Here is a 24,880-nt window from a genome sequence, read left to right as displayed (position 1 = left end):
ACTGGCGTTGTTCGCATGACTGCAGGACAAATTTCGCCCAATGGCCCGCCACCGGTACCGCCGGAATCTGCAGGCTCAGCCTCCGCTCCGGTGCCACCGCCGCCGGTGCCCATGCCGGAGGACGCTCTACCGCCTCTGGCAGGCAACCCCGGCGCCACCGGTGCGCCTACTCAAAGCATGGGTGTGCCCATGCATCAGAGTATGCCGAGGCACCAGGGCATGATGCCTGCACAGGGAATCCCGACGGAAGTCGGCGGTTCGCCTATGTACCAGCATCTGGACTATTCGCCCTACTTCGAACGCAGTGCGGCAGTGACCGAAGCCCCTGTGCTCGGACGCCGTCCAAATGCGACCCCACTGTTCGGGCCACAGCTGATGTTCGAATCGAACATTGACGACGGTCTGGGCTTTGACAAGGGCTATCACACTCTTAACGCCAAGCTTCCTTATCATGTGGTACCCGGCTCGTCGGTATTGATGGCCGACCTGTCTGCGTCTGTCACCAACGATGAACGAGCTGTCTACAACTTCGGTGCTGTGTGGCGTAACTACGATGCCTCACGCAATCGCATCTTCGGCTGGAACGTGTTTGGCGATATTGATGACGGTCGAGGCAACAACACATGGAACCGAGTCGGTTTCGGTGTGGAATCTCTCGGCAAGTACATCGACTTCCGAGCCAACGGGTACCGCGTGACGGGTGACGACTCCGTCTTGTTAAACGACCAGCTTGTCGGTGACCTGTCACTGAGTGGTAACAGCGTTTTCCGAGTTCGCAACCAGGTTCGCGACAACGCCTATTCCGGTGCAGACTGGGAAATCGGCGGCCCACTGCCGGTACTCGGCCGTCGCGGAGCCAACATGTATCTGGGTGGTTACTGGCTGGACAACGACATGGGCCACGAAGCACTCGGCTTTTCGGCTCGATGGGAACTGTTGGTCACCGAATCTGCCACAGTAAACATGAACTACACGACAGACGACACCTTCGGCACTAATAGCTGGGTGAGCGTTTCATATTCGATTCCGAACTACCGCGAGAGAGCCATCCTGCAGCCTCGCAGCGTGCGAGATCGCCTGCCGGATCCGGTACAGCGAAGCAATCGGGTTCACACCAACATCGATCAGATCAACGTACTGGAAGCACTTGTCAATCAGGACAAGGGCCGAGCGTACCACTTTGTGTATGTCGATCCAGACAGCACCAGTACGCAAAACGGCGGCAACGGACTGGGTACTCTTGAGAATCCCTACACGAACCTGCAGTACGCCGCTGCCAACAACAACGCCGGCATCGACGTCATTCGCATTGATCCTCGCGGAGACGACACCGGCCAGAACCTGACCGTGCCGGGCGGCATCGATCTGTTCGACTGTCAGGTACTGCTGTCTTCCACAAAAGACTTCACTCTGTTTTCTGATGGCGGGATGGACTTTATCATTCCCGGCGAAGACACCGCGACAGGCCTCGGACCATTGGTGTCTGATCCAAACATGATCGCAGGCAACAGCGTCATTCGTTTGGCAAACCAGAACTCAGTGGTCGGATTGCGTATCGATGCATCCAACACCGCGATGACGGCCTTTGGTACCGGGATAAGCAATCCATTGCCAATCACGGACGCGAACATCGTGATGAACACCTTCACCAACTACGAAACGGCTGTGAATCTGCAGGACGCTTCGGGTGACATTATCTTCGATGAGAATAACGCAGACGGGCTGCCCGGCGTGGCCATGTCGGGACTTGTTCTGACCACTGCCAATGGCAGCATGACGAATCTGCTTGTTCGCAACAACATCGCGACGAACAACGGAACGGTTGGCATCAGCGTGACAGCGGGACCAAATTCCACTGTGAACGCCGACAACCCGAACGGAAACTCAGCCGGCGGTGCGGTTGCTCAAACCGGTATTGTTGGCAATACGGTCACCAATGGTGGCGAAGGTATCGCAGTTAACGCTCAGGCGGGTTCAACTGTTAACGCTGTTGTGCAGAACAACACCAGCACCGGCAACACCACCAACGGGTTCTCAGCTCGCTCTGATGCGGCCACGTTTAATCTGGCCAGCATGTCGGGCAACACGTTTAGCAGTAACCTCGAAAACGGAGCGTTCCTGCACTACCTGAATGGCGGCACGTTCCGAGCTGTCTCAGAAGACCTGAACGGCGACGGCCTGATCGATCCGGGTGAAGACCTGAACGGCAATGGGCTGTTGGATCAGGGCATCGTGTTAAACACAATGAATAACAACACCATCGCGGGCTTGTGCATCTTCGGAGAAGACGACAGCAGCGGAGTCTTCGATATTGGCGGTCCGAATGAAGCTTTGGGCAACACCTTTATCGGAAACAACGGTGCAGGTATTGCGACTGATCTGAAAGACACGGCGACCGCTCAAATCGATGCTCTGTTCAACACGGTTTCCGGCGGAAGTGGAGACCCAGGTCTGACCTTTGTGCTGGACTTTATTGATCCTGGCCAGGCACCGCTGACTGACTTCTTTGGCTTCCAGATGAACACCTTCGACGTCACCAATTTCGGATTTGCCGCAACGGACTTCGATCTCGTAACAAACGCAATTCTGGAAACAGTTCAGTCACACTATCGTGACATTCCAACGCAGGACATAGACCCCAATAGTCCAATCCCTGCCGGACAGGAACTGGACATCGACTTTGTGATCGGAGACTCCGGTGTTGCTCCGTCGAATGGAGCAACGGAATACTACGTCATCGGCCTGGGTGACTTGAATCAGAACCTAGGCGGATTGCTTGGGATCGCCGGCAATATCGGCAACGTTCGCGATGGAAATGGCGTTGGCCCAAATGTATACATCGACGGAATCACACCGCAAGCACTCGGTGGTGTGGCCGCCTCGACGTTTACTGACCAGTTTCTTGTAATCGATTCGCTCGTAAATCCACCGGGAGCTTTGACTCTGCCTGACGGAGCAGACGGGCCTCGGTTCAATCCCGAAAAATCTACCGAGTGGGGCAGGCTGGCGTTGACGTCAGGGAATCTGACGGCCACTCGTGAAGCCATCGCCGGTACAACATCTCACGAAATCGGACACACGATCGCACTGCGACACATCGGTGTTGCCGGATCCGTGACTTCAACAGGCAAAACGCCAGTCATGAGCACCGGGGCGATCGACGCAGGGATTCAGTCCTTCATCGAACCTCACGAATTTGCTTACTCCGGACAGAACCCTGGCGAGTTGGCGGGTGAGGCTCCCTTCAACGTGTTCCCCGTGCAGGAGTTGATTAACTCTGTTGGACTACGAACGGCGGGAGCAGAAACGCGAAACGGAATCGCCATCAACGCGACCGGCGACTCAAAACTGCTGCCATCAACCTTCAACAACAACACCATCACTGGTGCCTCTGAACATGGCATTAACGTCAGCATGAGCGACAATGCTCGAGCTGAAGGCCTTACGATTCAGGGTAACGCCATCACAAATGGAGGTGGTCACGGTATTCGACTGGCTGCTGACGGCAACGCCTTTATTGACGCCGACAACACCATCGGTGGCTCCGGCACCAACACTTATCGTGGCGACGTCTTCTCTCAAGGCAACACGATCAGTAATAACGATTTGGACGGCTTCCGAGCTCTCGCTTCCAACGGCGGGGTTATTCACGGCAATCTGATCAACAACCAGATCACCGACAACGGTCGTAACGGAGCTTCTCTGTACGTCGAAAACGGTGGCGTGATTGACTTCGGAACCACACCAGATCGCGTCATCACCGGGAACACCATCACTGGCAATGGCGGCATTGGTATTGAGCTAATCAGTAATGTCAGTGCTTCAACGACTGGCCAAATTGACGCTGTTATTCGCAACAACGACATTTCCAACAATACTGGTGGCGGAATCGTGTCCAGCATGACTGGCCCCAACATTGGCGGAGCGACCAACAACCTGGTCAACCTGACCGTGGGCGGGACGTCTGATCAGGCCAACACCATTACCGGCAACGGCAACGTTGGCATCGGCTTCAGTGTTGCTGGCACCGCAAAAGGTGTCTTCAACCTGTCGAATTCCACGATCTCCGGTACGACCGACGGTGCTGATCCCCTGACTGATGGCGACGGGATCTACCTGCGTCGTACAGATTCTTCGCTGTTGACTGCCAATATCAGCAACGTGACCTCCAGCGGCAACGCGGGCAGCGGTCTGCGGGTTGATGTGCAGGGCAACGACAAGAATGATCCTAACCAGCCGATGTCGGGAACGATCAACACGGTGAACTGGGACAACAACCTGTTCACAAATAACGGTGTTAACGGAGCTCTGTTCCGAGTCCGCGGTGACGCTCAGTTGCTCGCCGACGGTACGAACAACGTCGTAACGAATAACGCTCAGCACGGTATTGAAATCACGACGTCGGAGAACTCATCGTTCGGCGACCCAACCGATGGGTTGCCACCGGGACGTCGCACATTGATCGCAGGCACCACGGCAACCGGCAACGGTGTCGACGGTATCAGCATCAACGCGACGGAGAGTTCGCGCGTGCTGGCTGAAATTACCAGCAACCGCACGCCGGGTTCTACGGGAGCTCACGCTGCTCTGAACACCAACGGAGATTCAAGCTTCTCTAACAACGGCAGCGATGGTATTCACATCACGACCACCGGAGGAGCATCAGACGTCCTGATTACTTCCGGAACCGGAACCACGACGATCAGTGGCAACGGTACAACGGCTGGTGGTAACGGAATTCGCTGGGATTCCAGCGGAACGTCGGATGCAATCGTGCGAGTCACCAAGACGAACATCCTCAACAACATTGCAGGTGCCGTCGAAGATCCGGCGAACAACGGCAATGGAGTTCTGGACGCTGGCGAAGACATCAACGGCAACGGTGTTCTTGATACCGGTGAAGACGGCAGCAACGACAATATTGATGTCGCTCACGGCGACGGTATTCAGTTCAACGTCTTCGACCGTTCACGAAGTACACTCATCGTCGGCGGTGCAGCAGGCGACGGCAACTTCATTCAGAACAACCAGGACGACGGCATCGCAATCGCGGCCGCTGGTCAGGGGCTGAACGTCTCTCGCCCAATCATCACGATCTCCAACAACCTGATTGGCGGAGAACGAGATGGCGTGGCAGCAGGCAACGGTGGCGATGGCGTCAGCATGAACATCGCTGGCGGTACGGATGACAGTACTCGATACGGCGGAGATCCAGCCAACCTCGACACCGACATCGATGACGGTGACGGGCTGACCTTCTCCAATGGTGTGACGGAATCCGGACCAATCGTCCAGCTGACACTCACCGATAACAAGATCACGCGAAACAGCGAACGCGGTGTTAACCTGCTGCTGAACGGAGCTGCTGGCGAACGCGATCGTGAGTTCAATCAGTCGTTCTTTGACCCGGTACGAATCACTTTGACCGGCAACGAGATCGCATCAAACGGAACCGAAGGTATCTTCTTCCGAGCTGATACTGACATGAACCAAAGTCGGTTAACTTACCTTGCGAATTTCCCCTTCCCGGACCCACCGTTTAACCCAGCTAACGACAGACCTCAAGGCTTCTCCTTCTATGATCCTGCACAGCCACAATTCCAACAGGACAACAACAATACTGTTGGCGGAAAGGCGGCCTTTGCGGATGAAGCACCTGACGGCGAACGCGGCTTCCTAAACCTGCGTACTGTTCAGAACTCCTTCCTGACGGTTACGGGTAACACTGTGCAGAACAACGGAGTCGGCACAGTCACCGGTGAAGGGCTTGTTCTGTCAATCGGAACGGGAGCCTACCTCGCAGCTGACATCCAGAACAACACGTTTGGCGGCAACCTTGAAGAAGATGTGCGGACCGAATCCTTCCTGTCCTTCGGCAACACGTTTGACTCTGTGGACGATTCCGGCGACTTGACCTTCGACGCGATCTACCATGACGATACCGCTCAACTGGACATGCGATTCGTCGGCAACTCTGGTAACCAAATCTCGCTCAGCTCTGATGGTGCGAGCTACCGGAACCGAGATGCACTCAAGGAAATCGTGCTTGGCTTCACGCCAACAGATCTGGCCGGTGTCACCGATCGTGATGCAGCGTTCTTCCAAATCGACGACGGTCCAAACCTGGACAATCCGAACAACGCGTTCATCAACTTCGGCATCACTCAGGACATCGACGGAGCATTCGCAACCGGTGGATTCAACATCCGAGGTGCGGCTGACCCACTGTTCCCGAACATTCAGTTCGCTCCGTTCCTGCCATAAGCAGACGAGGGCGGGACGGCCCGCCAGCCGATTAGAGCTAACGCTCTGAAAGGGTGGGCCGCTTCCGTTGGAAGCTACGAGAACAAGTTAACCTGAAGCCCGGCTCTTTATAGAGCCGGGCTTCTTTTATGTGCTGCCGTCGGTGAGGCAGGCGTTCCGGCGATGTTTGGACGCGTCGCCTTTGAAGGTCTGTCCGATTGGCAGTGTTGGCGTCCGCATCGGGCTGCAAACGCGAGAATGGCGACGGGTTACGCTTCGATGGGCGAACATCGGCCCGTGCTGCGGCTGCTGGCAGAACGCGATTGATTTGAGTCAGCTCAACCTGCCGCGCCGTCGTCCGCCGAAGGGCTTGCTAGCGCACGGCCATCTGATGGGTGCGTACAGGAAATGTGTCGGACAGACTTGGGTTCGCCGCCTACGCGACCTCGCGGCGCTGAGTTGCACCGGCCACCCATCGTTCGACCTCGGCAAGGTCCGGCGGCGTTCCACCGCGCAGGATGCGTTCGCCTTCTTTGCTGGCGACGACGTCCTTCAGCAGTTCCAGAATTGCTGAAGGAGCGGTGTTGGCCAGCTCTTCCGCTGTGTCGATACCAATTTCAATCAGCAGCTGTGCATCGTGACCGCGCAGGCCGGCCGCGCTGCACATCAAAGATGCTTGCCGCTGCCATTTCCGGAACACGTCGACGGTAATCCAGTGCTGGCCGAGTTGTTCCGTTGACTGCTCAGCATCGGCCGTCAGCAAATGTCGCACAGTGTGAATGCCGATTCGTTGCAGACGATCGGCTGTTTTCGGACCAATCGATGGCGCTTCCACGATATGGTTTTGCGGCTGAAGGTACGGCCGCAAAACACGCTTTTGATCAGTCGGAACTGGTTTGGCGGCATCGCGTGCCGTGGAGATCGCGATCACGTCGCGGTCGGTCGTAGTTTGTGTCTCTGGCGGAGTCTGCTGGCCCGTGCCCGCTTTTCTTGTCGGTCGGCGGTTCAGTTCGTCTATTGAAATCTGCAGGACTTCTTCCGCGTGAGCCGTCCGAATGGCCTGGTCATCTTCCGGCAGGGAGTGGACCACTTTGCCGGTTTCCTGCAGTTCCTTCCAGATGGCGGTGACAACTTTACGTTCCTGTTTGTCCGCCATCCGTCGAGTCACCCAGAAGATCGGGACCGACACAGAAGACAGCACCGCGGACACCGTGAGTGATCGTTTCGGCGGCGCGACATTGGCTTCCGCAATGGCCTGGTCGAGGACAAATGCGACGGCCTTGATGGACCAGCCCAACAGCGTGGCGAGGCTTTCTCGACTGGTGTCGTCGAATCCGTCAGCTGCGTTCTTGCGACCTCGGACCGGATCGTAATGATCGATCATCACGTCGTAGTGTTCGTTAGCCAGCGTTGCGCCCTGAATGATCATCAGTGGCAACCAGTCGTTTCCAGCTTTGGCAGATGCTGCTTGACCGTCGGCTGTCAGCTTCCAGTTTTGCATGGCTCGCGCGGCAGCATGTGTTGTCACGAGTTCGCGATAAATCTTCGCCGTACCCCACTCGATAAACTTGTGGACCTGTCCTTCGTCTTCCGTCTGCCCAGTATGCAGCGGCATCAGCGGATCGGTGACGTAGTGACTCAGCACGCCCGCGCAAAACGCGACTCGTCGCCAGTCTTTGTCTTTCAAACGTTCCACCAGTCGCGCGTACCACAATTCGGCGGTGGGCACTGCACCGCCCCAGAAATTGTCTTTGACGTGCAGGACATGGTTTCGGAAGTCCTTGAACTTCTTATCCGGCGCTTTGGCGCCGTCGGTGTATTGTTCGATCTCCGTCAGAAACAGCGTGGCCCAGTCAGCGCTGTGCTCAACCTTCAAATAGCGCAACGCGTCCAGAGCCAGCTTGTGATGAGTGCTGGTACACTTTTGAGCGTACAGAATGCGAAACAGGAGTTTCATGCTCCGCATGGTCGGCAGAGTGAAGTTTTCCAGCAAGCCGAATTCACAGACACTCCCGCCACAGACCACGCCCGAGCGGCATTTTTTGCCGGTGGTCGGAGTGGCGATTGGGACTCGACGCCGTGATCTGCAATCTGTGCCGATTCACGGCTGGCCAGCAGTTCGCAAACCCGGGCTGAAAAATTCGGTAATTCGGGCAAGTCCACTCACTGTTAAAGCGAGCAAAGTTTCTTTATTATCTCCTGCGTTAGGGCGAGAACCTACAGCAGCGTGGTGTGATCTGCCGCATCACTGGTTAATTCAATTTGATGGACTTTATGCCCGGACTTACATTTAAGAACTATCAAACTGACAACTTCTATGACGAGCTTTTCTACCCGGAAGGCATACCTCGCCCCGGAGCCGAGCTTCTCGTCGATGCCATTGACCAACTGCCAGCCAGCGAACTGCGTTTGCGTCAGGAGGCGATCAGCAGAGCTTTGTTAAGAATGGGGATTACGTTCACCGTTTACGGTGACGAATCCGGCACAGAAAAGATCTTCCCCTTCGACGTCATTCCGCGCGTGGTTGAAGCCATCGAATGGAACCATATCGAAGCTGGCCTGAAGCAACGCATTAAAGCTCTGAATCTGTTCATTGACGACATCTATCACGACCAAAACATTGTGAAGGATGGCGTCCTGCCCGCAGAGATTCTGAAGAAGGCAAAGTCGTTTCGGCCGCAATGTGTGGGTGTCAATCCGCCGAAGGGAATCTGGTGCCACATCACCGGCACCGACCTGATTCGCCATACCGATGGCGCCATCTACGTGCTGGAGGACAATCTGCGGTGTCCGTCGGGCGTGTCGTACGTGCTGCAGAATCGTATGATCATGAAGCGCAGCTTTCCGCAGATTTTTGCGGATTCAAAAGTACGCCCCGTGGTCGGCTACGCAACTCAACTTTACGCCACGCTGGCTCACTTGTGCCCCAACGACGTCGCCGATCCAACGATCGTGGTGCTGACTCCGGGCATCTACAATTCAGCCTACTACGAACATTCGTTTCTGGCTCAGCAAATGGGAGTCGCGTTGGTTCAGGGTGAAGACCTCGTCGTGCAGGACGACTTCGTCTACATGAGAACCACTCATGGGTTTCAGCAGGTCGACGTGATCTATCGCCGCATCGACGACGATTTCATGGACCCCAAAGCCTTCCGCAAAGATTCGATGCTGGGCGTTCCCGGCCTGATGCAGGCGTATCGCAATGGCCGAGTCGCTTTGGCGAACGCTCCTGGCACGGGCGTGGCCGACGACAAGGTGATTTACGCCTATGTGCCGGACATGATCAAGTACTATCTGAATGAAGTTCCTGGCCTGCCAAACGTGCAAACCTACGTCTGCGACCGGCCGGATGATCGAGCGTATGTGCTGGAACATCTGGACGAACTGGTGGTGAAGGCCGCCAACGAAGCGGGCGGCTACGGCATGCTGATTGGGCCTCATTCCACGAAAGAGGAACAGGGCAAGTTTGCCGAGCTGATCAAGGCCGATCCCCGCAACTATGTGGCTCAACCAACGCTCGCACTGTCCCGCGTTCCCACGGTTGTGGGTGATCATTTCGAAGGTCGTCACGTGGATCTGCGGCCTTATATTCTTTACGGCAAGACGCCTTGGGTTCTGCCCGGCGGCTTGACTCGAGTCGCCCTGAAAAAAGGGTCGCTGGTCGTCAATTCATCGCAGGGGGGCGGCAGTAAAGATACGTGGGTCATCGGTCACCCGGGAACAGAAGTCGAACCTCAGGAAGCGACGGTGTAACTGAAAATGCTTAGCCGAGTTGCCAATTCAATTTACTGGATGTCTCGTTATGTTGAGCGCGCCGAAAGCGTGGCTCGGTTTATCGAAGTGACACTGAACTTCATTCTGGATCAGCCGGATCATGATGTTGAGCAGTGGGAACCACTGGTCCGTGCGACCGGAGACGAAGAATACTTCAATGAACACTATGGCGCCTACACGGCCGCAAATGTGCAGCAGTTTCTGACCTTCGATACCGATTATCACAGCTCTGTGCGTACGTCGATCAGCAATGCTCGCGAAAACGCCCGCACTGTCTGCGAAGCGATTTCGTCGGAAGCGTGGGAACAACTGAATTCGTTCTACCACTTCGTGCGAGCCGCCGAACGATCCCCTCAGCAACCGCCGAATGCCGGTTTCTATGACGACGTCGTCCAGCATAGTTACCACCTGGGTGGTATTCTGGACGCGACGATGACACGTGATACCGGCTGGAACTTCGCCAACGCTGGCCGATTTCTGGAGCGAGCCGATAAGACGAGCCGCATCCTGGATGTGAAGTATTTCACGTTGTTGCGAAACGTGTCCGACATGAACACAACGTTTGACGACTTATTGTGGTCAAGCGTTCTGCGATCGGTCAGCAGTTTCGAAATGTTCCGCAAGCGGTATCACACGCTGACGGTCGAACGCATCGTCGACTTCCTGATTTTGGACAGCAAGTTTCCTCGAGCGGTCCGGTACAGCCTGCAGCAGGCTCGGCATTCGCTTTCGGAAGTCGACGGACCAGTGGCCGAATTTCAAAACGAAGCCATCCTTCAGACAGATGCACTGCTGGATCGTCTGGACGCAACTTCAGCAAGGCAGATCATTGATGGCGGTATGCATGAGTTCGTCGATTCGTTGCAGCATTCGCTGAATATGATTGGTGAGGCTGTTCACGAAACGTACTTTGCGTTGAAAGCTTTTCCCGCGACTCAATCGCAATCGCAGATGCAAACGCAATCGTAGCCGCGGTTGAGCAGGCTGCCATTCCGTTTCCGGCGGGCGCTGTACCAAAAGTCGGCAGGCGAACACGGCGAAAATTCAATGTGCCAAAATCCCGGCATGGCGAATCCTGAGGTGGCGAATTTTGGCATGGCGTAATGAGATTCAGTCCGCAATCAGGAGTCCGCTCAGAAAGAATCAGGTCGCCGAAAGGGCGGCGAGTCCAAGAGTACATTAAGCGTTATCGCAATTCCAAGGTCGTCCGCTACGAAATACCCTCATGACCATACGCGTCGCGATTAACCATCGCACCACATATTCATATGACCGCCCGATCAACCTCGGCCCGCAACTGGTGCGGCTTCGACCGGCTCCGCATTGTCGTACGCCGATCCACAGCTACTCGCTGAAGATCAAACCGGCCGACCACTACCTGAACTGGCAGCAGGACCCGCACGGAAATTTCCAGGCGCGAGCTGTCTTCGAAAAGAAGACTCGCGAATTGTCGGTGGAAGTGGATCTGATCGCCGAAATGACGGTCATCAATCCGTTTGAATTCTTTGTCGAGTCCTCTGCCGAAAAGTTCCCCTTCGCGTATGACGAATCGCTGCGCAAAGAACTACAGCCATTCCTTGAAACTCGCCCGCCCGGAAAAAAATGGCAGGCGTTGATCGACGACGTTCGCCCGAAGACAGCCGTCAACACAATCGATTTTGTAGTGGCGCTGAATGCTCGGCTGCAGCAGGAAATCGCGTACGAAATACGAATGGAACCCGGCGTCCAGACGCCCGATCAGACTATGGAACTGGCCAAGGGCTCGTGCCGTGATACCGGCTGGCTGCTGGTGCAGACGGCTCGACATCTGGGCTTAGCGGCTCGGTTTGTATCCGGCTATTTGATTCAGCTTACGCCCGATCAAAAATCGCTGGACGGTCCCAGCGGAACTGAAGTCGACTTCACCGATCTGCATGCCTGGGCTGAAATCTTTCTGCCCGGAGCCGGCTGGGTGGGACTCGACCCGACCTCCGGGCTGCTGGCTGGCGAAGGACACATCCCCCTGGCTTGTACTCCGGAACCGACCACCGCCGCGCCGATTTCCGGAGCGTTGGACGAGTGCGAAGTCGAATTCGATTTCAACATGACCGTGACTCGCATTCACGAAGATCCTCGAGTCACCAAGCCGTACACCGACAAACAGTGGTCGGCGATTGAGAAGCTCGGGCAATCGATCGACCAGCGTCTGCGCGACGGCGATGTGCGGCTAACGATGGGCGGCGAACCGACGTTTGTTTCCATCGATGACATGGAAGGCGACGAATGGAATTCCGCTGCCGTTGGACCTCACAAACGCAGGTTGTCTGAACAACTGATTAAGCGGCTGCTCGATCGATTTTCCAAAGGCGCGTTTTTGCACTACGGCCAGGGCAAGTGGTATCCCGGCGAATCGCTGCCTCGCTGGGCGCTGGGATGTTACTGGCGCAAAGACGGCATTCCGTGTTGGCAGAATCCGGATCTGATTGCGGATATCGATCGTGACTACGGCTTCGGCGTGGAAGCGGCCGAACGGTTCGCTCACCACCTGGCCGGACTACTGGCGGTCACCGAAAAATATATCGTCCCCGTCTACGAAGACATCGCTCACTACCTTGTCAAAGAACAGCGGCTACCGGTCAACGTTTCGCCCGCCGATCCAAAGTTGAAGGACGCGGAAGAACGAGCTCGCATGACGGCAGTGTTCGAACGCGGAGTCGGCGAACCGGTCGGCTTTGTATTGCCATTAAAGCGACCGTGGTGGCAAAGCGAGCACCGTTCGTGGCAAAGTGGTCCGTGGCCGAAACGACCGGACAAAATGTTTCTGTTGCCTGGCGATTCCCCAATCGGGTTGCGTCTGCCGCTGGACACGCTGCCGTGGATTCCGGCGTCGCAAATGCCAGTGCTGCGGCCGCCCGATCCGCTATTCGAACGGGAACCGTTGCCAACATTCGACGACCGTCGTCAGGCGTTCGTAAAAGGCGAACCGGACGCTGTTGGGCGAGCGGGAATCTCACAACAGCAACCGTCGCGCGAAGAAAAAGAAAACGAGAACGACGAAGTCGAACCTGACAAAGTCGTCCGCACAGCGTTGTGCGTCGAGCCTCGCAATGGCCGCCTGCACGTATTTATGCCGCCTGTCGAGATTCTCGAAGACTATCTCGACCTATTGACCGCCATCGAAGCGACCGCCGAACAGCTGCAAATGCCAGTCGTGGTCGAAGGCTATCTTCCTCCGCACGACGCCCGTTTGGAATGCCTGAAGGTGACGCCGGATCCCGGTGTGATTGAAGTGAACATCCATCCGTCTGAGACGTGGGACGATCTGGTCAGCATCACGGAAGGCGTGTATGAAGAAGCTCGACTAACGCGTTTGGGCACCGAAAAATTCGATCAGGATGGAACTCATACGGGAACAGGTGGCGGTAACCACGTGGTCATGGGCGGCCGAACTCCGGCCGACAGCCCGTTTCTGAGGCGGCCCGACTTACTGAAAAGTTTTGTGGGCTACTGGATCAACCATCCGTCCCTGTCATACCTCTTCAGCGGCAAATTCATCGGACCAACCAGCCAGGCTCCGCGAGTCGACGAAGGGCGAGCAGACGCGCTGTATGAACTGGAGCTGGCGTTTTCACTGGTGCCTGGTCGAGACCAGCCAGCGGCTCCGTGGCTTGTCGACCGATTGTTCCGCAACCTGCTGATCGACCTGACCGGGAACACTCATCGTGCAGAATTCTGCATCGACAAACTGTATTCGCCAGACAGCAGCACCGGGCGTCTTGGCCTGCTGGAACTGCGCGGATTCGAAATGCCGCCGCACGCAAAAATGAGTCTCGCTCAGCAGTTGCTGATTCGCGCTTTGGTTTCGAAGTTTTGGAATCAGCCGTACGATCAACCGTTGGCTCATTGGGGCACGTCATTGCACGATCGCTATCTGTTGCCGTACTTCGTGTGGTCGGATTTCAGCGATGTGATCGACGACCTGAAGCGTTCCGGATTCGAATTCGACCGCCGCTGGTTCGCGCCGCACTTTGAATTCCGCTTTCCACAAATCGGCGAATTGTCACAGCAGGATGTCAAGCTGGAACTGCGAACGGCCATCGAACCGTGGTACGTCCTGGGCGAAGAACCTGGTGGCGGGGGGACCGTCAGATTCGTCGATTCATCGGTCGAACGTCTGCAGGTGAAAGTCAGCGGAATGACAGACAACCGGCACGTGGTGACGTGCAATGGTCGTCGAGTTCCCCTGCATCCAACGTCTGTGCAGGGTGAGTTCGTCGGGGCCGTGCGCTACAGAGCGTGGTGCCCGCCAAGCTGTCTGCATCCGACGATTCCAGTACACGTTCCACTGGTGTTTGACATCCTCGATTCATGGTCGGACCGTTCGATCGGCGGTTGTCAGTACCACGTGGCGAACCCGACCGGCAAGAACCCGGACAGCTTCCCAATCAATGCTTACGAAGCAGAATCGCGACGGGTCGCGCGTTTCTTCCAGATGGGGCACACGCCGGGAACGGTCGAAATACCGGATATTGAAGTGAATCCTCAATTTCCGATGACACTGGATCTGCGGAGAACGTAATGACTGGTTCGAGCCCGCCGGTCTCGTGAGCTGCGAAGCGGTCACCGGTCCAGCGGAACCGGCCCCCTCCCGGACGTTGCTTCGCTCCGTCCGACCTCCCCCGACGCTACGCTGGGGGAGGTGTATGCGCAACGCCAGTGCTTAGACTCAATGCCGAACGAATCTTTTTTCTGACGTCCTGCCCGGGACGACAGGATCAAAGGTCGTTTGATTCCAGCAGTCGGCTGGCCGATTTTTCGGCGGCCTCGCGAGTGAGATAGGCGCCGGTCGCAATGTTGCGACGTATGCGGCTCATGCGAATTTGCTGCTCTTCGGCGGCGTTCGCGCTGGCCGAAGTTTCCTGACCGTCAATGTCGTTATTGGCAAATGCCGACGCGTGAGCGTGTTGGGCATCGATGCGGGGAATTCGGAAGTGCGGACGACACATGGCGAAAGCCTGACATTGGTCTTCTAGCGTATGGGCGGTACGTAGTTCCTGTATCGAAGGCAGGTCGATGAACTTGCTAACGATTCTTAGTTCGGCGATCCGTTTAGTGACTTCAGAGTTTGCCTGATTTCTCTCAACGGCAGACCAATGACATTCGTCAGGCTTCCATCAACAGCGTCAATCAGCATTGCAGCCGCTCCCTGAAGACCATAACCGCCCGCTTTGCCAATGGGCTCTTCTGTTGAAACGTACCAGTCGATAAGTTCGTCTTCTAACGAACACATCGTGACGTTGGTTTTTACAATCGTGTGTTGCAATTTTTCATCGACGGCAATCACGCACCCCGTCCAGACTTCGTGTGTCCTTCCGGAATAATATTCCCGAAACCAATCTCGCACTGTCGCCTGCCAATGCGGCATCGGCGGCTTACCCAGCACAACAGGAAGGTCATTCGCGCCACGAGCCACAACAATTGTGTCGGCACAAACGACGCAACATTCCGAAAGCAAGTGCCCCTGTTGCTGCAGCTGGTCAACTACGTCGTCAAGCTTTAATTGAACAACGTTACGTAATTGAGCTTCGATGGCGCTGACCGTCGTCAGCCCTTCAAAGCCAGGCTCATCGGCAGACCGAGGCGGCAGAACCGTGAGTTCGTCTGCCGGGATAATCTGCTGCAGCAGTTCGAGGCGGCGTGGCGATTGAGATCCGAGAACGGTGAGCATACTCGCTGCTATTTCTTTTCGTCGACAGCGGTCTGCCGATACTTTTCGCTGTACTTTTCGTACAGTCTGGTGTGACGGCTGCTGAGTTGCACCTGCCGGCCCTGCACGAAAGCGTGCTTGATGTGAGTTGTCGTTTCCAGAGGGTCGCCGGTGGTGACGATCAAGGTCGCATCCTTACCGACTTCCAGTGAACCGACGCGATCGTCGATGCCCAAAATCTGAGCCGGAAACAACGTGATCGATCGCACGGCGTCTTCGTGCGAGAGACCGTGAGCTACCGCCGTTGCCGCGTGATACGGCAGATTGCGACTGTTCCATGTGTCGGCTCGATCGGAACCGGAAATGCAAAATTTCACGCCGGCTTTGCTAAGCCGAGCCGGCAGCGTGTACGCCACATCGTATGGTTCATGACGGCGTTTCGGTCGACGATGAACGGAATCGACAACGACCGGGATATCGTGCTGCTTCAGCAGTTCAGCACATCGTTCGGCATCATGGCCGCCAAAAATGATGAGTCGCACGCCTTGCTCCTCGGCAAAGCCGACAGCCGCCTGAATCTCACGCACATCATGAGCCATCGCCATGACGGGGACGTCGCCATCCAAAACGGGAGCCAACGCTTCGTATCGAATGTCGAAGCGCTGTTGAGATTCGTCAACTGCGCGAGCCTTCCGGTAGGCTCGAGCTTCTTTGAACATGCGGCGAAGAATTTTCAGCCCCGGACTTTCCCCCGATGAAGGCGGTGAAGGCCAGTTGATCACCAGAGCGGCGTTCGCTTTGACAGTCATGTCTTCGTACGTCCAGCCGTCAAGTTGCAGCACGGCCGCCATTCCGCTGACTCGACCGCCCGATGGAGCGGACACGGCAAGCAGTACTCCGTTGGCTCGCGTGACCGGAATCACTTCGCTGTCGGGGTTCACACTGACGTTGGCCTTAACGTTTGGGTTGAGGCTGCCGGTTTCGGAAAAGTCTCGCGTGGCTCGCACCGCCGAAATTTCTTTCAGGCCGATTTGCGAATGAGCTTCAATTAATCCCGGATACACGTGCAGCCCCTTCAGATCGATCACGCGTGCGTTATCCGGGGGAGCAACACGATCGCCGATCGCCGTGATTCGTCCGTCCTCAAACAGGATGGCTCCACGATCGATTGGTTTGCCAACGATGGTGTGAATGACGGCGTTGGTGAACGCAACAGGCTGCTGCTGAGGCGCGCCGGGCACTTCATCGGTGGCTTGCGCTGACGTGCTGGCCGCCAGCATGCAGACGACGGCGGCTCGTAACGTGAATTCGGATCGGGCGGACAATCGGGCGGACATAGGACTTGCCTGCTTCAGGAATTGGATTAACGGCAGCGAGAGTCGTCAGCCTTTCGCCAATAATGAACGCCATTCTGGCCACAGGGCAGCGTCGTTGAAACGCCGTATCGGAACTCGATGCGAATTTGGAGGAAATTGCCTGCCGCGTCCGCGATACCCCAATAAACGGCACTGAAATAACCGCGTTTTCAGCGGGGCGTGGTTTCCGGCTGGCAGCCGCAAAAGCGGGGCGCAGATGCTGACAGTTTCAGTGAAGATTGCTACACTCTGGCGAATCACACTCGAAGGTCGCCGATGCAGTTTGGTCGGCCGCTCGTGTGCCCGCGTTTTCCTCGTAACAACCCACCTTCTCTTCGTAGTGAGTTCACCATGAATCGGTTTTTGCTCTCCCTGGTTGTGTTGACCGCCTGCGACGCGCATGCCGCCGACTGGCCAACATGGCGCGGCGTGGAACGAGATGGCTTGTCAGAGGAATCCGGCCTGCTAAAGGAATGGCCGGAAGGCGGTCCAAAGAAGGTCTGGACATCGAAAGATGCGGGACTGGGTTACTCCAGCTTTTCCGTCGTCGGCGATCGATTGTACACGATGGGGGCCGATGAGAAACAGGAATACGTGATCGCTTTGGATGCCACTTCCGGCAAAAAGCTGTGGCAGACCTCTGTCGGCAAACGCCTGGAAAACGGCTGGGGACCAGGCCCGCGATGCACTCCAACGGTCGCCGGCGATCTGGTTGTAGCACTCGGCGGAGAAGGCGGTTTGTACTGCGTTTCGGCGGCAGACGGAGCTAAGAAGTGGTCCGTTGAGCTAACCGAACTTGGCGGCAAAGTCCCGAACTGGGGCTACTCCGAATCGCCTCTCGTCGATGGTGATCGAGTGCTATGCACTCCCGGCGGCGACAACGGAACCGTGGCGGCTTTTGACCTGAAGACGGGCAAAAAGATCTGGCAATCAGCCGACATGACAGAGAAGGCTCATTACTCGTCGATCGTCCCCGTCGACCACTATGGCCAGCATCAATATATCCAGTTGACTCAGAACAAAGTGTTCGGTTTGGACAACGACGGCAAACGGCAGTGGCAGGCCGATTGGCCTCTGGGGCGTACGGCCGTGATTCCCACACCAATCTACGACAATGGTTACGTGTACGTCACGTCCGGCTACGGAGCTGGCTGCATGCTGGTGCAGGTTGGTGAGGACAACAGCGTCAAACAGCTTTATGACAACAAGGTGATGAAAAATCATCACGGCGGCACCATCAAGGTCGGCGACTACATTTACGGCCACAGTGACGGCCCGGGCTGGATCTGCCAGGAAATGCTTTCCGGCGAAATGGTGTGGAATGAAAAGAGCAAACTCGGCAAAGGTGCCGTCGCATTCGCCGACGGCATGCTGTACTGCGTCGAAGAAAATTCCGGCACGTGCGTGCTGATCGAAGCGAACCCCGGTGGCTGGATCGAACACGGTCGATTCACGCTGGAACCTCAAACGGATCAGCGTTCGCCCAAGGGCAAAGTTTGGAGCCATCCCGTAATTGCAAACGGTAAGCTGTATCTCCGCGATCAGGAGATCATCTGCTGCTACGACGTGAAGCAATAGCGAGTCTGCCTGGCACGCCCAATCAAACGCCTTGCCGGGCGATTCTGCTCGGCGGGCGTTTTTGTTTTTGAAGGAACAACACGTGGATCAGGTTATTTCGTCGTTAAAAGCGAGCCAGTCGCAGGCTTTGGATGAGTTGTTCGAATTCCTGCGCATTCCCAGCGTCAGCGCGGACTCGCAGTTCAAGCCAGCGATGCAACAGTGCGCAGACTTTGTGCTGAAGGCTATGCAGGCCGCTGGACTGACAGCAGAAATTATCACAACAAAGGGGCACCCGATCGTATACGGAGAACGTATCGAAGACGCCTCATTGCCGACGGTCTTGATCTATGGCCACTACGACGTGCAGCCGCCCGATCCGTTGGATCTATGGACCACGCCGCCGTTTGAACCTCAGATCCGCGATGGCAAAGTCTTCGCGCGTGGAGCGACCGACGACAAAGGGCAGGTGTTCACTCACTTAAAATCCCTTCAGGCATGCATTGACGTAAACGGCAAGCTGCCGGTCAATGTGAAGTTTCTAATCGAAGGCGAAGAAGAAGTCGGCAGTGACAACCTGGACAAGTTTCTGGAACAGAGCAAGGACCGCCTGAAAGCGGACATCGCCGTCATCAGCGACACCAGCCAATATGGAGATGGCATTCCCGCCATCACTTATGGTCTTCGCGGAATCGTAGCGGCCGAAGTTCGGCTGACGGGGCCATCAAAGGATCTGCACAGCGGGGTCTATGGCGGCAGCATCGCCAATCCGGCAAACGCCATCGCAGCGTTGTGTGGTTCGCTGGTCGACGCCACTGGTAGAGTACAGATCCCCGGCTTCTACGATGACGTGGCAGAACTCACCGAGGCCGAAAAGCAACAGTTCGAAGCACTACCGTTTTCAGAATCGGAGTTTCTAAACGAAATCGGCAGCGGGGCGGTCTTCGGCGAAGACGGCTACTCAACGCTGGAACGTCGCTGGACGCGGCCGACATGCGACATCAACGGCATCGTGAGCGGCTATACGGGCGAAGGTCCCAAGACCATCGTGCCGTCCAAAGCCAGCGCGAAAATCACGTGTCGCATGGTTCCCAATCAAAATCCGGAGAAGATCCTCGATTCTCTGGAAACCTTTTTACGAGACCAGTGTCCTGCAGGGCTGAAGTTCGAATTTCTGCGGTTCCACGGATGCGAAGGATTCGTGCTAGATCCAACCAGCCCATGGATTTCAGCGGCCAGTGAAGCAGTTGAAGCGGCGTTCGGAAAATCGCCCGTGTTTATTCGCGAAGGCGGCTCCATCCCCGTCGTGTCCAGCTTTCAGCAGATTCTGGGAATCGATACATTGCTGCTCGGCTGGGGCCGAAACACGGATAACCTCCATAGCCCGGACGAACATTTTCACGTGGAAGATTTTCACAATGGAACGCTGGCTAGCGCGTACCTGTGGGAAAAGCTGGGTGCGGTGAAGGCAAGCTAGCATCCGGAAGGACGCCTCATTGGGATTTATAAAAATCCCTTGCGGGCAGCGATTCACGAAGACATCTGGCGAAGTCGAGTAAGACAGCACCAGCTTTTGGGGCCAGTCGCCAAACGAATACCAAGGACAAACTCTAATGCTGGACCTGCAGTTTATCTGCGACAACCGCGATGCCGTTGAGCAAAATTGTAAAGCACGCGGCATCACCGTGGACCTCAACGCCGTCATCCGCCTGCGCGAAGAACGCAATAAGCTGAATGCGGAAGGCGACGAACTGCGTCGTCAACAGAATGAAGTCTCATCAAAGATCCCCAAAGCATCTGCCGACGAACGGCCCGCTCTGATCGAACAAGGCAAAGCGTTACGGACGCAAATTTCGGAAGCGGAAGCCGCTCAAAAAGAGTTGGACGCTCAGCTTCGCGAACAGCAGGCCCTGATTCCCAACATGACTCACCCGGACGTGCCGGTGGGTGGCGAGGACGATGCCAGCGAAGTGCATCTCAGCGGCGACAAGCCGGCCTTCGACTTCACACCGCTGGATCACGTCGACATTGCGGCAAAGCTGGACCTGATCGACTTCGAAGCCGGTTCGCGAGTCGCCGGGCACGGGTTCTATTACCTGAAAAACGACGCCGTGATGCTGGAACTGGCACTCGTGCAGTTTGCCATGCAAAAGTTGCGCAGCGAAGGCTTCACGCTGTACACCACGCCGGACCTGGCTCGCGATTCTGTGCTGGAAGGAATCGGCTTCAATCCGCGCGGCGATGAAACTCAGATCTATAGCGTCGCGGAAACCGATTTAAGCCTCGTCGCAACGGCTGAAATTACACTCGGCGGAGCACTCAAGGACCAACTGCTGGACATTGAAGACCTGCCGCTGAAGTTCGCCGGTTTGTCGCACTGTTTTCGTACCGAAGCCGGCGCACATGGTCGAGCGACTCGAGGCATTTATCGAGTGCATCAGTTCACGAAGGTGGAAATGTTTGCCTTCACCGCCCCGAACTCCGAAGCATCCGATGCGATGCAACAGGAGATCGTCCGAATCGAAGAAGAGATCTTTCAGGCGCTTGGTCTGCACTATCGGCTGATCGATACCGCAACTGGTGACCTCGGCGGCCCCGCTTATCGCAAGTACGATCTGGAAGCATGGATGCCGGGTCGCGGCGATGGCGGCAGCTATGGCGAAGTCACTTCGGCTTCTAACTGCACCGACTACCAGGCCAGACGGCTGAATATTCGCTGCCGCTCTAAAGAGAAAAAGGGGACTCAGTTTGTCCACACGCTAAACGGCACGGCGGTGTCGTGTGCGCGAGCCATCATTGCGATCCTCGAAAATTACCAACAGGCCGACGGCAGCGTGGTCGTGCCGGAAGTGCTGAGACCGTGGGTTGGGCGAGACGTCATTACGGCGGCCACGTAGGTACAAACTTCTCGTTCGCGAGACCTTTCGGTAAGCCCCGCAATCGGGCATGTTTCGCCCGCGCGATGCCTTGAAGTGATGCGCCTCACTTCTATACTCACTCGCACGGATGTGGCGTTCGGCATCGGTACGGACCATCGAATTAACGCCGACGCCGTTTTCGCTTTTGCAATCACAACGCGTTCAACAATCGACGAACAGGAACATTTCGATGAGTATCAAAGTTGGCCAGGCGGCCCCCGGATTGGACCTTGAGCTGAAGGCTTACGACCGCACAAAAGACGGCAGCGACGATCAGTTTCAAGACATCAAGCTTTCAGACTACAACGGCAAATGGGTTTGTCTGTTCTTCTACCCACTGGACTTCACTTTCGTTTGCCCAACCGAAATCGTCGCCTTCAACAAGGCTCTGGGCGAATTTGAAGACCGCGAAACGGTGCTGTTGACCGCCAGCACTGACAGTGTGTACTCGCACAAAGGCTGGTGCGACGCTCACGAAGACCTCGGCCAGCTAAAGTTCCCAATGATCGGCGACGTCAACCAGCGACTGTCCGCTGCATTCGACGTTTTGGACGAAGACAAAGGCGTTGCTTACCGCGGCGTCTACTTGATCGATCCCAACGGTTCGCTTCGGTGGCTGTCCGTAAATGATCTGGGAGTTGGCCGCAACGTCGATGAAGTGCTGCGAATTCTGGACGCTCTGCAGACCGACAAGCTGTGCCCATGCAACTGGAAAAAGGGCGAAGAGACCCTGAACTAGACAGAGTTCTGGCGTTCACCAGGCAATTCAAGAGGCCGGCATTGTTAGATCAATGCCGGCCTTCTTTTCGTTGTGGTCTAACGGTTGTGGTCCAAATAGCTCCCTGTAGCATTTGGAGCGATCTGCGTGGCCGGGGTTGGGGCGAAGCAAGCGAAACCCCGGGGTTTCCATTTGCTTCGCGCAGTTCAACGCCAGCCGCACGCGAAGGAATCATACTCCCGCCTTGATGGGGAGACATTCAGTCTGGGTAAGCCGCAGTTGCTGTCGAATGCAACACGCGTGGCGGAGCTTCGGTTGGGATCGTCGTTGCTCGACCGCGTCCCGGGACGCCGGAAACCGTCTGGATCGCTCGCGAAGCAGCCCCTTGCGGTCCCGTTGGTCGGTGTCGCGGCGAAATCGTGGTTGAAAACGTCGGAGGCGTAACGGCTCGAAGTGTTCCCGCGTCGACAACCGGGCGACGCTGATTAGGGAACGTTTCGATCGTTGTTTGAATCTGCTTGTCCTGCTGCACCGATTTGCCGGACGGCATCGTGACGGTCAGGTTCAGGTACTCACGGCGAGTCACCTTTCGCGGCAGCCCGGTTACTCGGTCTACGGTGCAGGTTCCCGTGCTGCGTCCGCCCGTGATGGTCACCTGAGGCGTCGTCATCCGTGCCGGAGTGACCGTTGGTTCGATATCGATCTTTCCGGCAATGTTAATCTCCGCTGTGGCGTCGTTTAGTGAAACAAGGCGACATGTTGATGTTATGCGCAATGGCACGGGCTGATCGACGCGTCGTTCGCGGATCCATTCGTCGCCTTCGGCCACTTGAGTCGCGTTGCCTGGATTCGCGTTTGAATCGTACGGAAGCAGTCCAATCGAATCGTCGATAAAGCCGGCCACACCATCGCCTTCGCCGATGCGACTAGCCATTTCGGTGACCAAACGTTGCTGAGCCGCAGGCGGAGCGTTGGCCACGCATTGCTGCAGGAAGTTCTGATAGCCGACAACTTCACGTACTTTGTTGTCGCGGCCCAGCCAGAACGAGAATCCGTTGTTGACCATCCCCGCATACGGAAGTAATTCGAGCGGCAGGCCACCTTGGTGAGTCTTTGAATCGAAATGCAGTTGCTGTCCGTTTAAATCGTGACCGTATTGCACCTGAGTATATTTGACGGTCAGCAAAACGGCGTCCGGTCGAACTTCGTCAACGCTTAGATCCATATACAGGGTCAGCGTCGTTTCGGCGGTGGCGGGAAACTGGTCGGACTTCTGTACCAAAGTTTGCTCAACGGTTTTAACAAGCGGAAAGCGATCGCCTTCCGCAAGACGCAACTCCAGTTTCTGCGTCGGTGCATCGTCGTGAGGAATCGTGAGCGACGCGAGGGGCTCGGCTGGGTCCGCCAGTTCGGCCAATGTGTCATCAACCGGCGGCCCGGTTTCAGTCAGGTCGATATCGCCCAGAATGTCTCCCAGCAGAGATTCTTCTTCGCTGGTGGCGCTGGAAACGGTTGAGTTCGACTTTCCGCAACCTGTGACGAGGGCCGTGGCCGTCAGGACGGCAAACAATAGGAATATGTGTCGAATGGCCATGGCAAAGTCCCGTTTTCTAGTATTATCGCTGGTCAGCGAACGCGTTTGCGGCAAAATACCACCGTCGTCTCGTCTCCGTAAACACGAACACGGCCAATCAGCAACCCGACCGTTAACATCAGAAGCCACGTTCGACCATGAATGGCGAGCAACCAGCAGAAACTGCCGCAGCGGCGGCATCCGTCTACCGTCAGCACAGTCGATTGTTCGAGGACAACCGGTTTGTGTACCCCGTCGTGTCGCGTCGCAGCGAAGGGGTTTCGATTGGGGTCAACCTGAACCCTGACAAGGTCTGCAACTTCGACTGCATCTACTGCCAAGTCGATCGTCGCAGCGAATCGGAAACTCGATTCGTCGAAATGGCTCAACTGCTTGACGAACTTCGCAGCGTGCTGGAACTGGTCCAGTCTGGCGAACTGTTCGAACACCCAAAGTTTGAAAACACGCCGACGTCTCTTCGCCGCCTGAACGACATCGCGTTCTCCGGCGACGGCGAACCGACCACATTCCGTAACTTCGACGATATCATCGAACAGGCGGCCGCGGTCAAACGAGACACGGTCAGCAACGCCGTAAAGATGGTACTGATCACGAACGCGTCCATGTTCCATCGCCCTCACGTGCAGCGAGGCCTGCAACTACTGGATGAAGACAACGGTCAGATCTGGGCCAAACTGGATGCCGGCACGGAAGAATACTTCAAACTGATTGACCGCACGAAGATTCCGTTCCAACAGATTCTCGACAACATCACGCTGGCCGCTCAGCAGCGTCCGATTCTCATCCAAAGCCTCTTCATGACGGTCCACGGCACTCCACCTGACGACCACGAAATCGCCGAATTCTGTCAGCGGCTCGCTGAAGTCGTCGCAGCAGGCGGCCAGTTAAAACTCATCCAAATCTACACCGTCGCACGGCAACCCGCCGAATCGTTCGTCGGCTCACTGACAGAGCAGCAGTTAAACTCCATCGCCGAACGAGTACACTCCACGACAGGCTTGGCAACAGCCGTGTACCCATAGCGTATTGTCAGCG

14 protein-coding genes are annotated in these 24,880 nt (G+C 56.3%); 9 read left to right on the top strand and 5 right to left on the bottom strand.

All coding sequences use genetic code 11. The features are described from left to right. Positions 1 to 15: 15 nt before the first annotated feature. A complete protein-coding gene (locus Fuma_RS06150; RefSeq protein WP_158520871.1) occupies positions 16 to 6,264 on the top strand; it encodes a right-handed parallel beta-helix repeat-containing protein in 6,249 nt (2,082 codons plus the stop codon). Between the two features lie 415 nt (positions 6,265 to 6,679). Here the strand turns inward: Fuma_RS06150 and Fuma_RS06145 are convergent, their stop codons facing one another. Next, positions 6,680 to 8,200, bottom strand: a complete 1,521-nt coding sequence (locus tag Fuma_RS06145; RefSeq protein ID WP_158520869.1) for a DUF4332 domain-containing protein — start codon at positions 8,198 to 8,200, stop codon at positions 6,680 to 6,682. Between the two features lie 317 nt (positions 8,201 to 8,517). On the opposite strand from Fuma_RS06145, the gene Fuma_RS06140 reads away from it, so the two are divergent. The 3 genes from Fuma_RS06140 (at position 8,518) to Fuma_RS06130 (ending at position 14,575) form a co-directional block, all read left to right on the top strand. Then, on the top strand, positions 8,518 to 9,996 hold the full coding sequence (locus tag Fuma_RS06140) for a circularly permuted type 2 ATP-grasp protein (protein WP_077028140.1): 1,479 nt from the start codon (positions 8,518 to 8,520) through the stop codon (positions 9,994 to 9,996). A gap of 6 nt (positions 9,997 to 10,002) precedes the next feature. After that, on the top strand, positions 10,003 to 10,986 hold the full coding sequence (locus tag Fuma_RS06135; protein WP_077023356.1) for an alpha-E domain-containing protein: 984 nt from the start codon (positions 10,003 to 10,005) through the stop codon (positions 10,984 to 10,986). Between the two features lie 256 nt (positions 10,987 to 11,242). Then, entirely contained in the window at positions 11,243 to 14,575 is a 3,333-nt protein-coding gene (locus Fuma_RS06130; protein WP_077023355.1) for a transglutaminase family protein, read from the top strand. A 196-nt stretch (positions 14,576 to 14,771) separates the two neighbouring features. Here Fuma_RS06130 and Fuma_RS06125 read toward each other — a convergent pair whose 3' ends face one another. The 3 genes from Fuma_RS06125 to Fuma_RS06115 all read right to left on the bottom strand — a co-directional run bounded on the left by Fuma_RS06125 (position 14,772) and on the right by Fuma_RS06115 (position 17,040). Further along, entirely contained in the window at positions 14,772 to 15,002 is a 231-nt protein-coding gene (locus Fuma_RS06125) for a hypothetical protein (protein ID WP_077023354.1), read from the bottom strand. A gap of 86 nt (positions 15,003 to 15,088) precedes the next feature. Beyond that, positions 15,089 to 15,724, bottom strand: a complete 636-nt coding sequence (locus tag Fuma_RS06120) for a Maf family protein (RefSeq protein WP_077023353.1) — start codon at positions 15,722 to 15,724, stop codon at positions 15,089 to 15,091. A gap of 8 nt (positions 15,725 to 15,732) precedes the next feature. Next, positions 15,733 to 17,040: an amidohydrolase family protein gene (locus Fuma_RS06115; protein WP_077023352.1), complete on the bottom strand. Its 1,308-nt coding sequence runs from the start codon at positions 17,038 to 17,040 to the stop codon at positions 15,733 to 15,735. A gap of 369 nt (positions 17,041 to 17,409) precedes the next feature. Here Fuma_RS06115 and Fuma_RS06110 point away from each other — a divergent pair, with 369 nt between their 5' ends. The 4 genes from Fuma_RS06110 to Fuma_RS06095 all read left to right on the top strand — a co-directional run bounded on the left by Fuma_RS06110 (position 17,410) and on the right by Fuma_RS06095 (position 22,272). Continuing rightward, positions 17,410 to 18,636 carry a PQQ-binding-like beta-propeller repeat protein gene (locus tag Fuma_RS06110; RefSeq protein ID WP_077028139.1) on the top strand — a complete coding sequence of 409 codons (1,227 nt, stop codon included), beginning with the start codon at positions 17,410 to 17,412 and terminating at the stop codon, positions 18,634 to 18,636. A gap of 82 nt (positions 18,637 to 18,718) precedes the next feature. After that, complete coding sequence (locus Fuma_RS06105; protein WP_077028138.1) at positions 18,719 to 20,092, top strand: dipeptidase; 1,374 nt, start codon at positions 18,719 to 18,721, stop codon at positions 20,090 to 20,092. Between the two features lie 136 nt (positions 20,093 to 20,228). Further along, complete coding sequence (gene serS / locus Fuma_RS06100) at positions 20,229 to 21,512, top strand: serine--tRNA ligase (RefSeq protein ID WP_077023351.1); 1,284 nt, start codon at positions 20,229 to 20,231, stop codon at positions 21,510 to 21,512. A gap of 211 nt (positions 21,513 to 21,723) precedes the next feature. After that, positions 21,724 to 22,272, top strand: a complete 549-nt coding sequence (locus Fuma_RS06095) for a peroxiredoxin (RefSeq protein WP_077028137.1) — start codon at positions 21,724 to 21,726, stop codon at positions 22,270 to 22,272. 238 nt (positions 22,273 to 22,510) lie between these two features. Here the strand turns inward: Fuma_RS06095 and Fuma_RS06090 are convergent, their stop codons facing one another. Further along, positions 22,511 to 23,845 (bottom strand): DUF6263 family protein, encoded by a 1,335-nt coding sequence (locus tag Fuma_RS06090; RefSeq protein WP_077023350.1) that lies wholly within the window; start codon positions 23,843 to 23,845, stop codon positions 22,511 to 22,513. A gap of 137 nt (positions 23,846 to 23,982) precedes the next feature. Between Fuma_RS06090 and Fuma_RS06085 the strand changes: the two genes are divergently transcribed. Beyond that, positions 23,983 to 24,867 carry a radical SAM protein gene (locus Fuma_RS06085; RefSeq protein ID WP_077023349.1) on the top strand — a complete coding sequence of 295 codons (885 nt, stop codon included), beginning with the start codon at positions 23,983 to 23,985 and terminating at the stop codon, positions 24,865 to 24,867. Positions 24,868 to 24,880 lie beyond the last annotated feature (13 nt).

This window comes from Fuerstiella marisgermanici, from assembly GCF_001983935.1.
Taxonomy (GTDB): domain Bacteria; phylum Planctomycetota; class Planctomycetia; order Planctomycetales; family Planctomycetaceae; genus Fuerstiella; species Fuerstiella marisgermanici.
This window is presented reverse-complemented; position numbering and strand designations above follow the sequence as displayed.

Coding starts and splice junctions, on each gene's coding strand:
- Fuma_RS06125 (WP_077023354.1), bottom strand. CDS start 15,002: ATGTGTCGTCCGCACTTCCGAATTCCCCGCATCGATGCCCAACACGCT.
- Fuma_RS06095 (WP_077028137.1), top strand. CDS start 21,724: ATGAGTATCAAAGTTGGCCAGGCGGCCCCCGGATTGGACCTTGAGCTG.
- Fuma_RS06090 (WP_077023350.1), bottom strand. CDS start 23,845: ATGGCCATTCGACACATATTCCTATTGTTTGCCGTCCTGACGGCCACG.
- Fuma_RS06120 (WP_077023353.1), bottom strand. CDS start 15,724: ATGCTCACCGTTCTCGGATCTCAATCGCCACGCCGCCTCGAACTGCTG.
- serS (WP_077023351.1), top strand. CDS start 20,229: ATGCTGGACCTGCAGTTTATCTGCGACAACCGCGATGCCGTTGAGCAA.
- Fuma_RS06145 (WP_158520869.1), bottom strand. CDS start 8,200: ATGAAACTCCTGTTTCGCATTCTGTACGCTCAAAAGTGTACCAGCACT.
- Fuma_RS06115 (WP_077023352.1), bottom strand. CDS start 17,040: ATGTCCGCCCGATTGTCCGCCCGATCCGAATTCACGTTACGAGCCGCC.
- Fuma_RS06110 (WP_077028139.1), top strand. CDS start 17,410: ATGAATCGGTTTTTGCTCTCCCTGGTTGTGTTGACCGCCTGCGACGCG.
- Fuma_RS06085 (WP_077023349.1), top strand. CDS start 23,983: ATGAATGGCGAGCAACCAGCAGAAACTGCCGCAGCGGCGGCATCCGTC.
- Fuma_RS06140 (WP_077028140.1), top strand. CDS start 8,518: ATGCCCGGACTTACATTTAAGAACTATCAAACTGACAACTTCTATGAC.
- Fuma_RS06135 (WP_077023356.1), top strand. CDS start 10,003: ATGCTTAGCCGAGTTGCCAATTCAATTTACTGGATGTCTCGTTATGTT.
- Fuma_RS06130 (WP_077023355.1), top strand. CDS start 11,243: ATGACCATACGCGTCGCGATTAACCATCGCACCACATATTCATATGAC.
- Fuma_RS06150 (WP_158520871.1), top strand. CDS start 16: ATGACTGCAGGACAAATTTCGCCCAATGGCCCGCCACCGGTACCGCCG.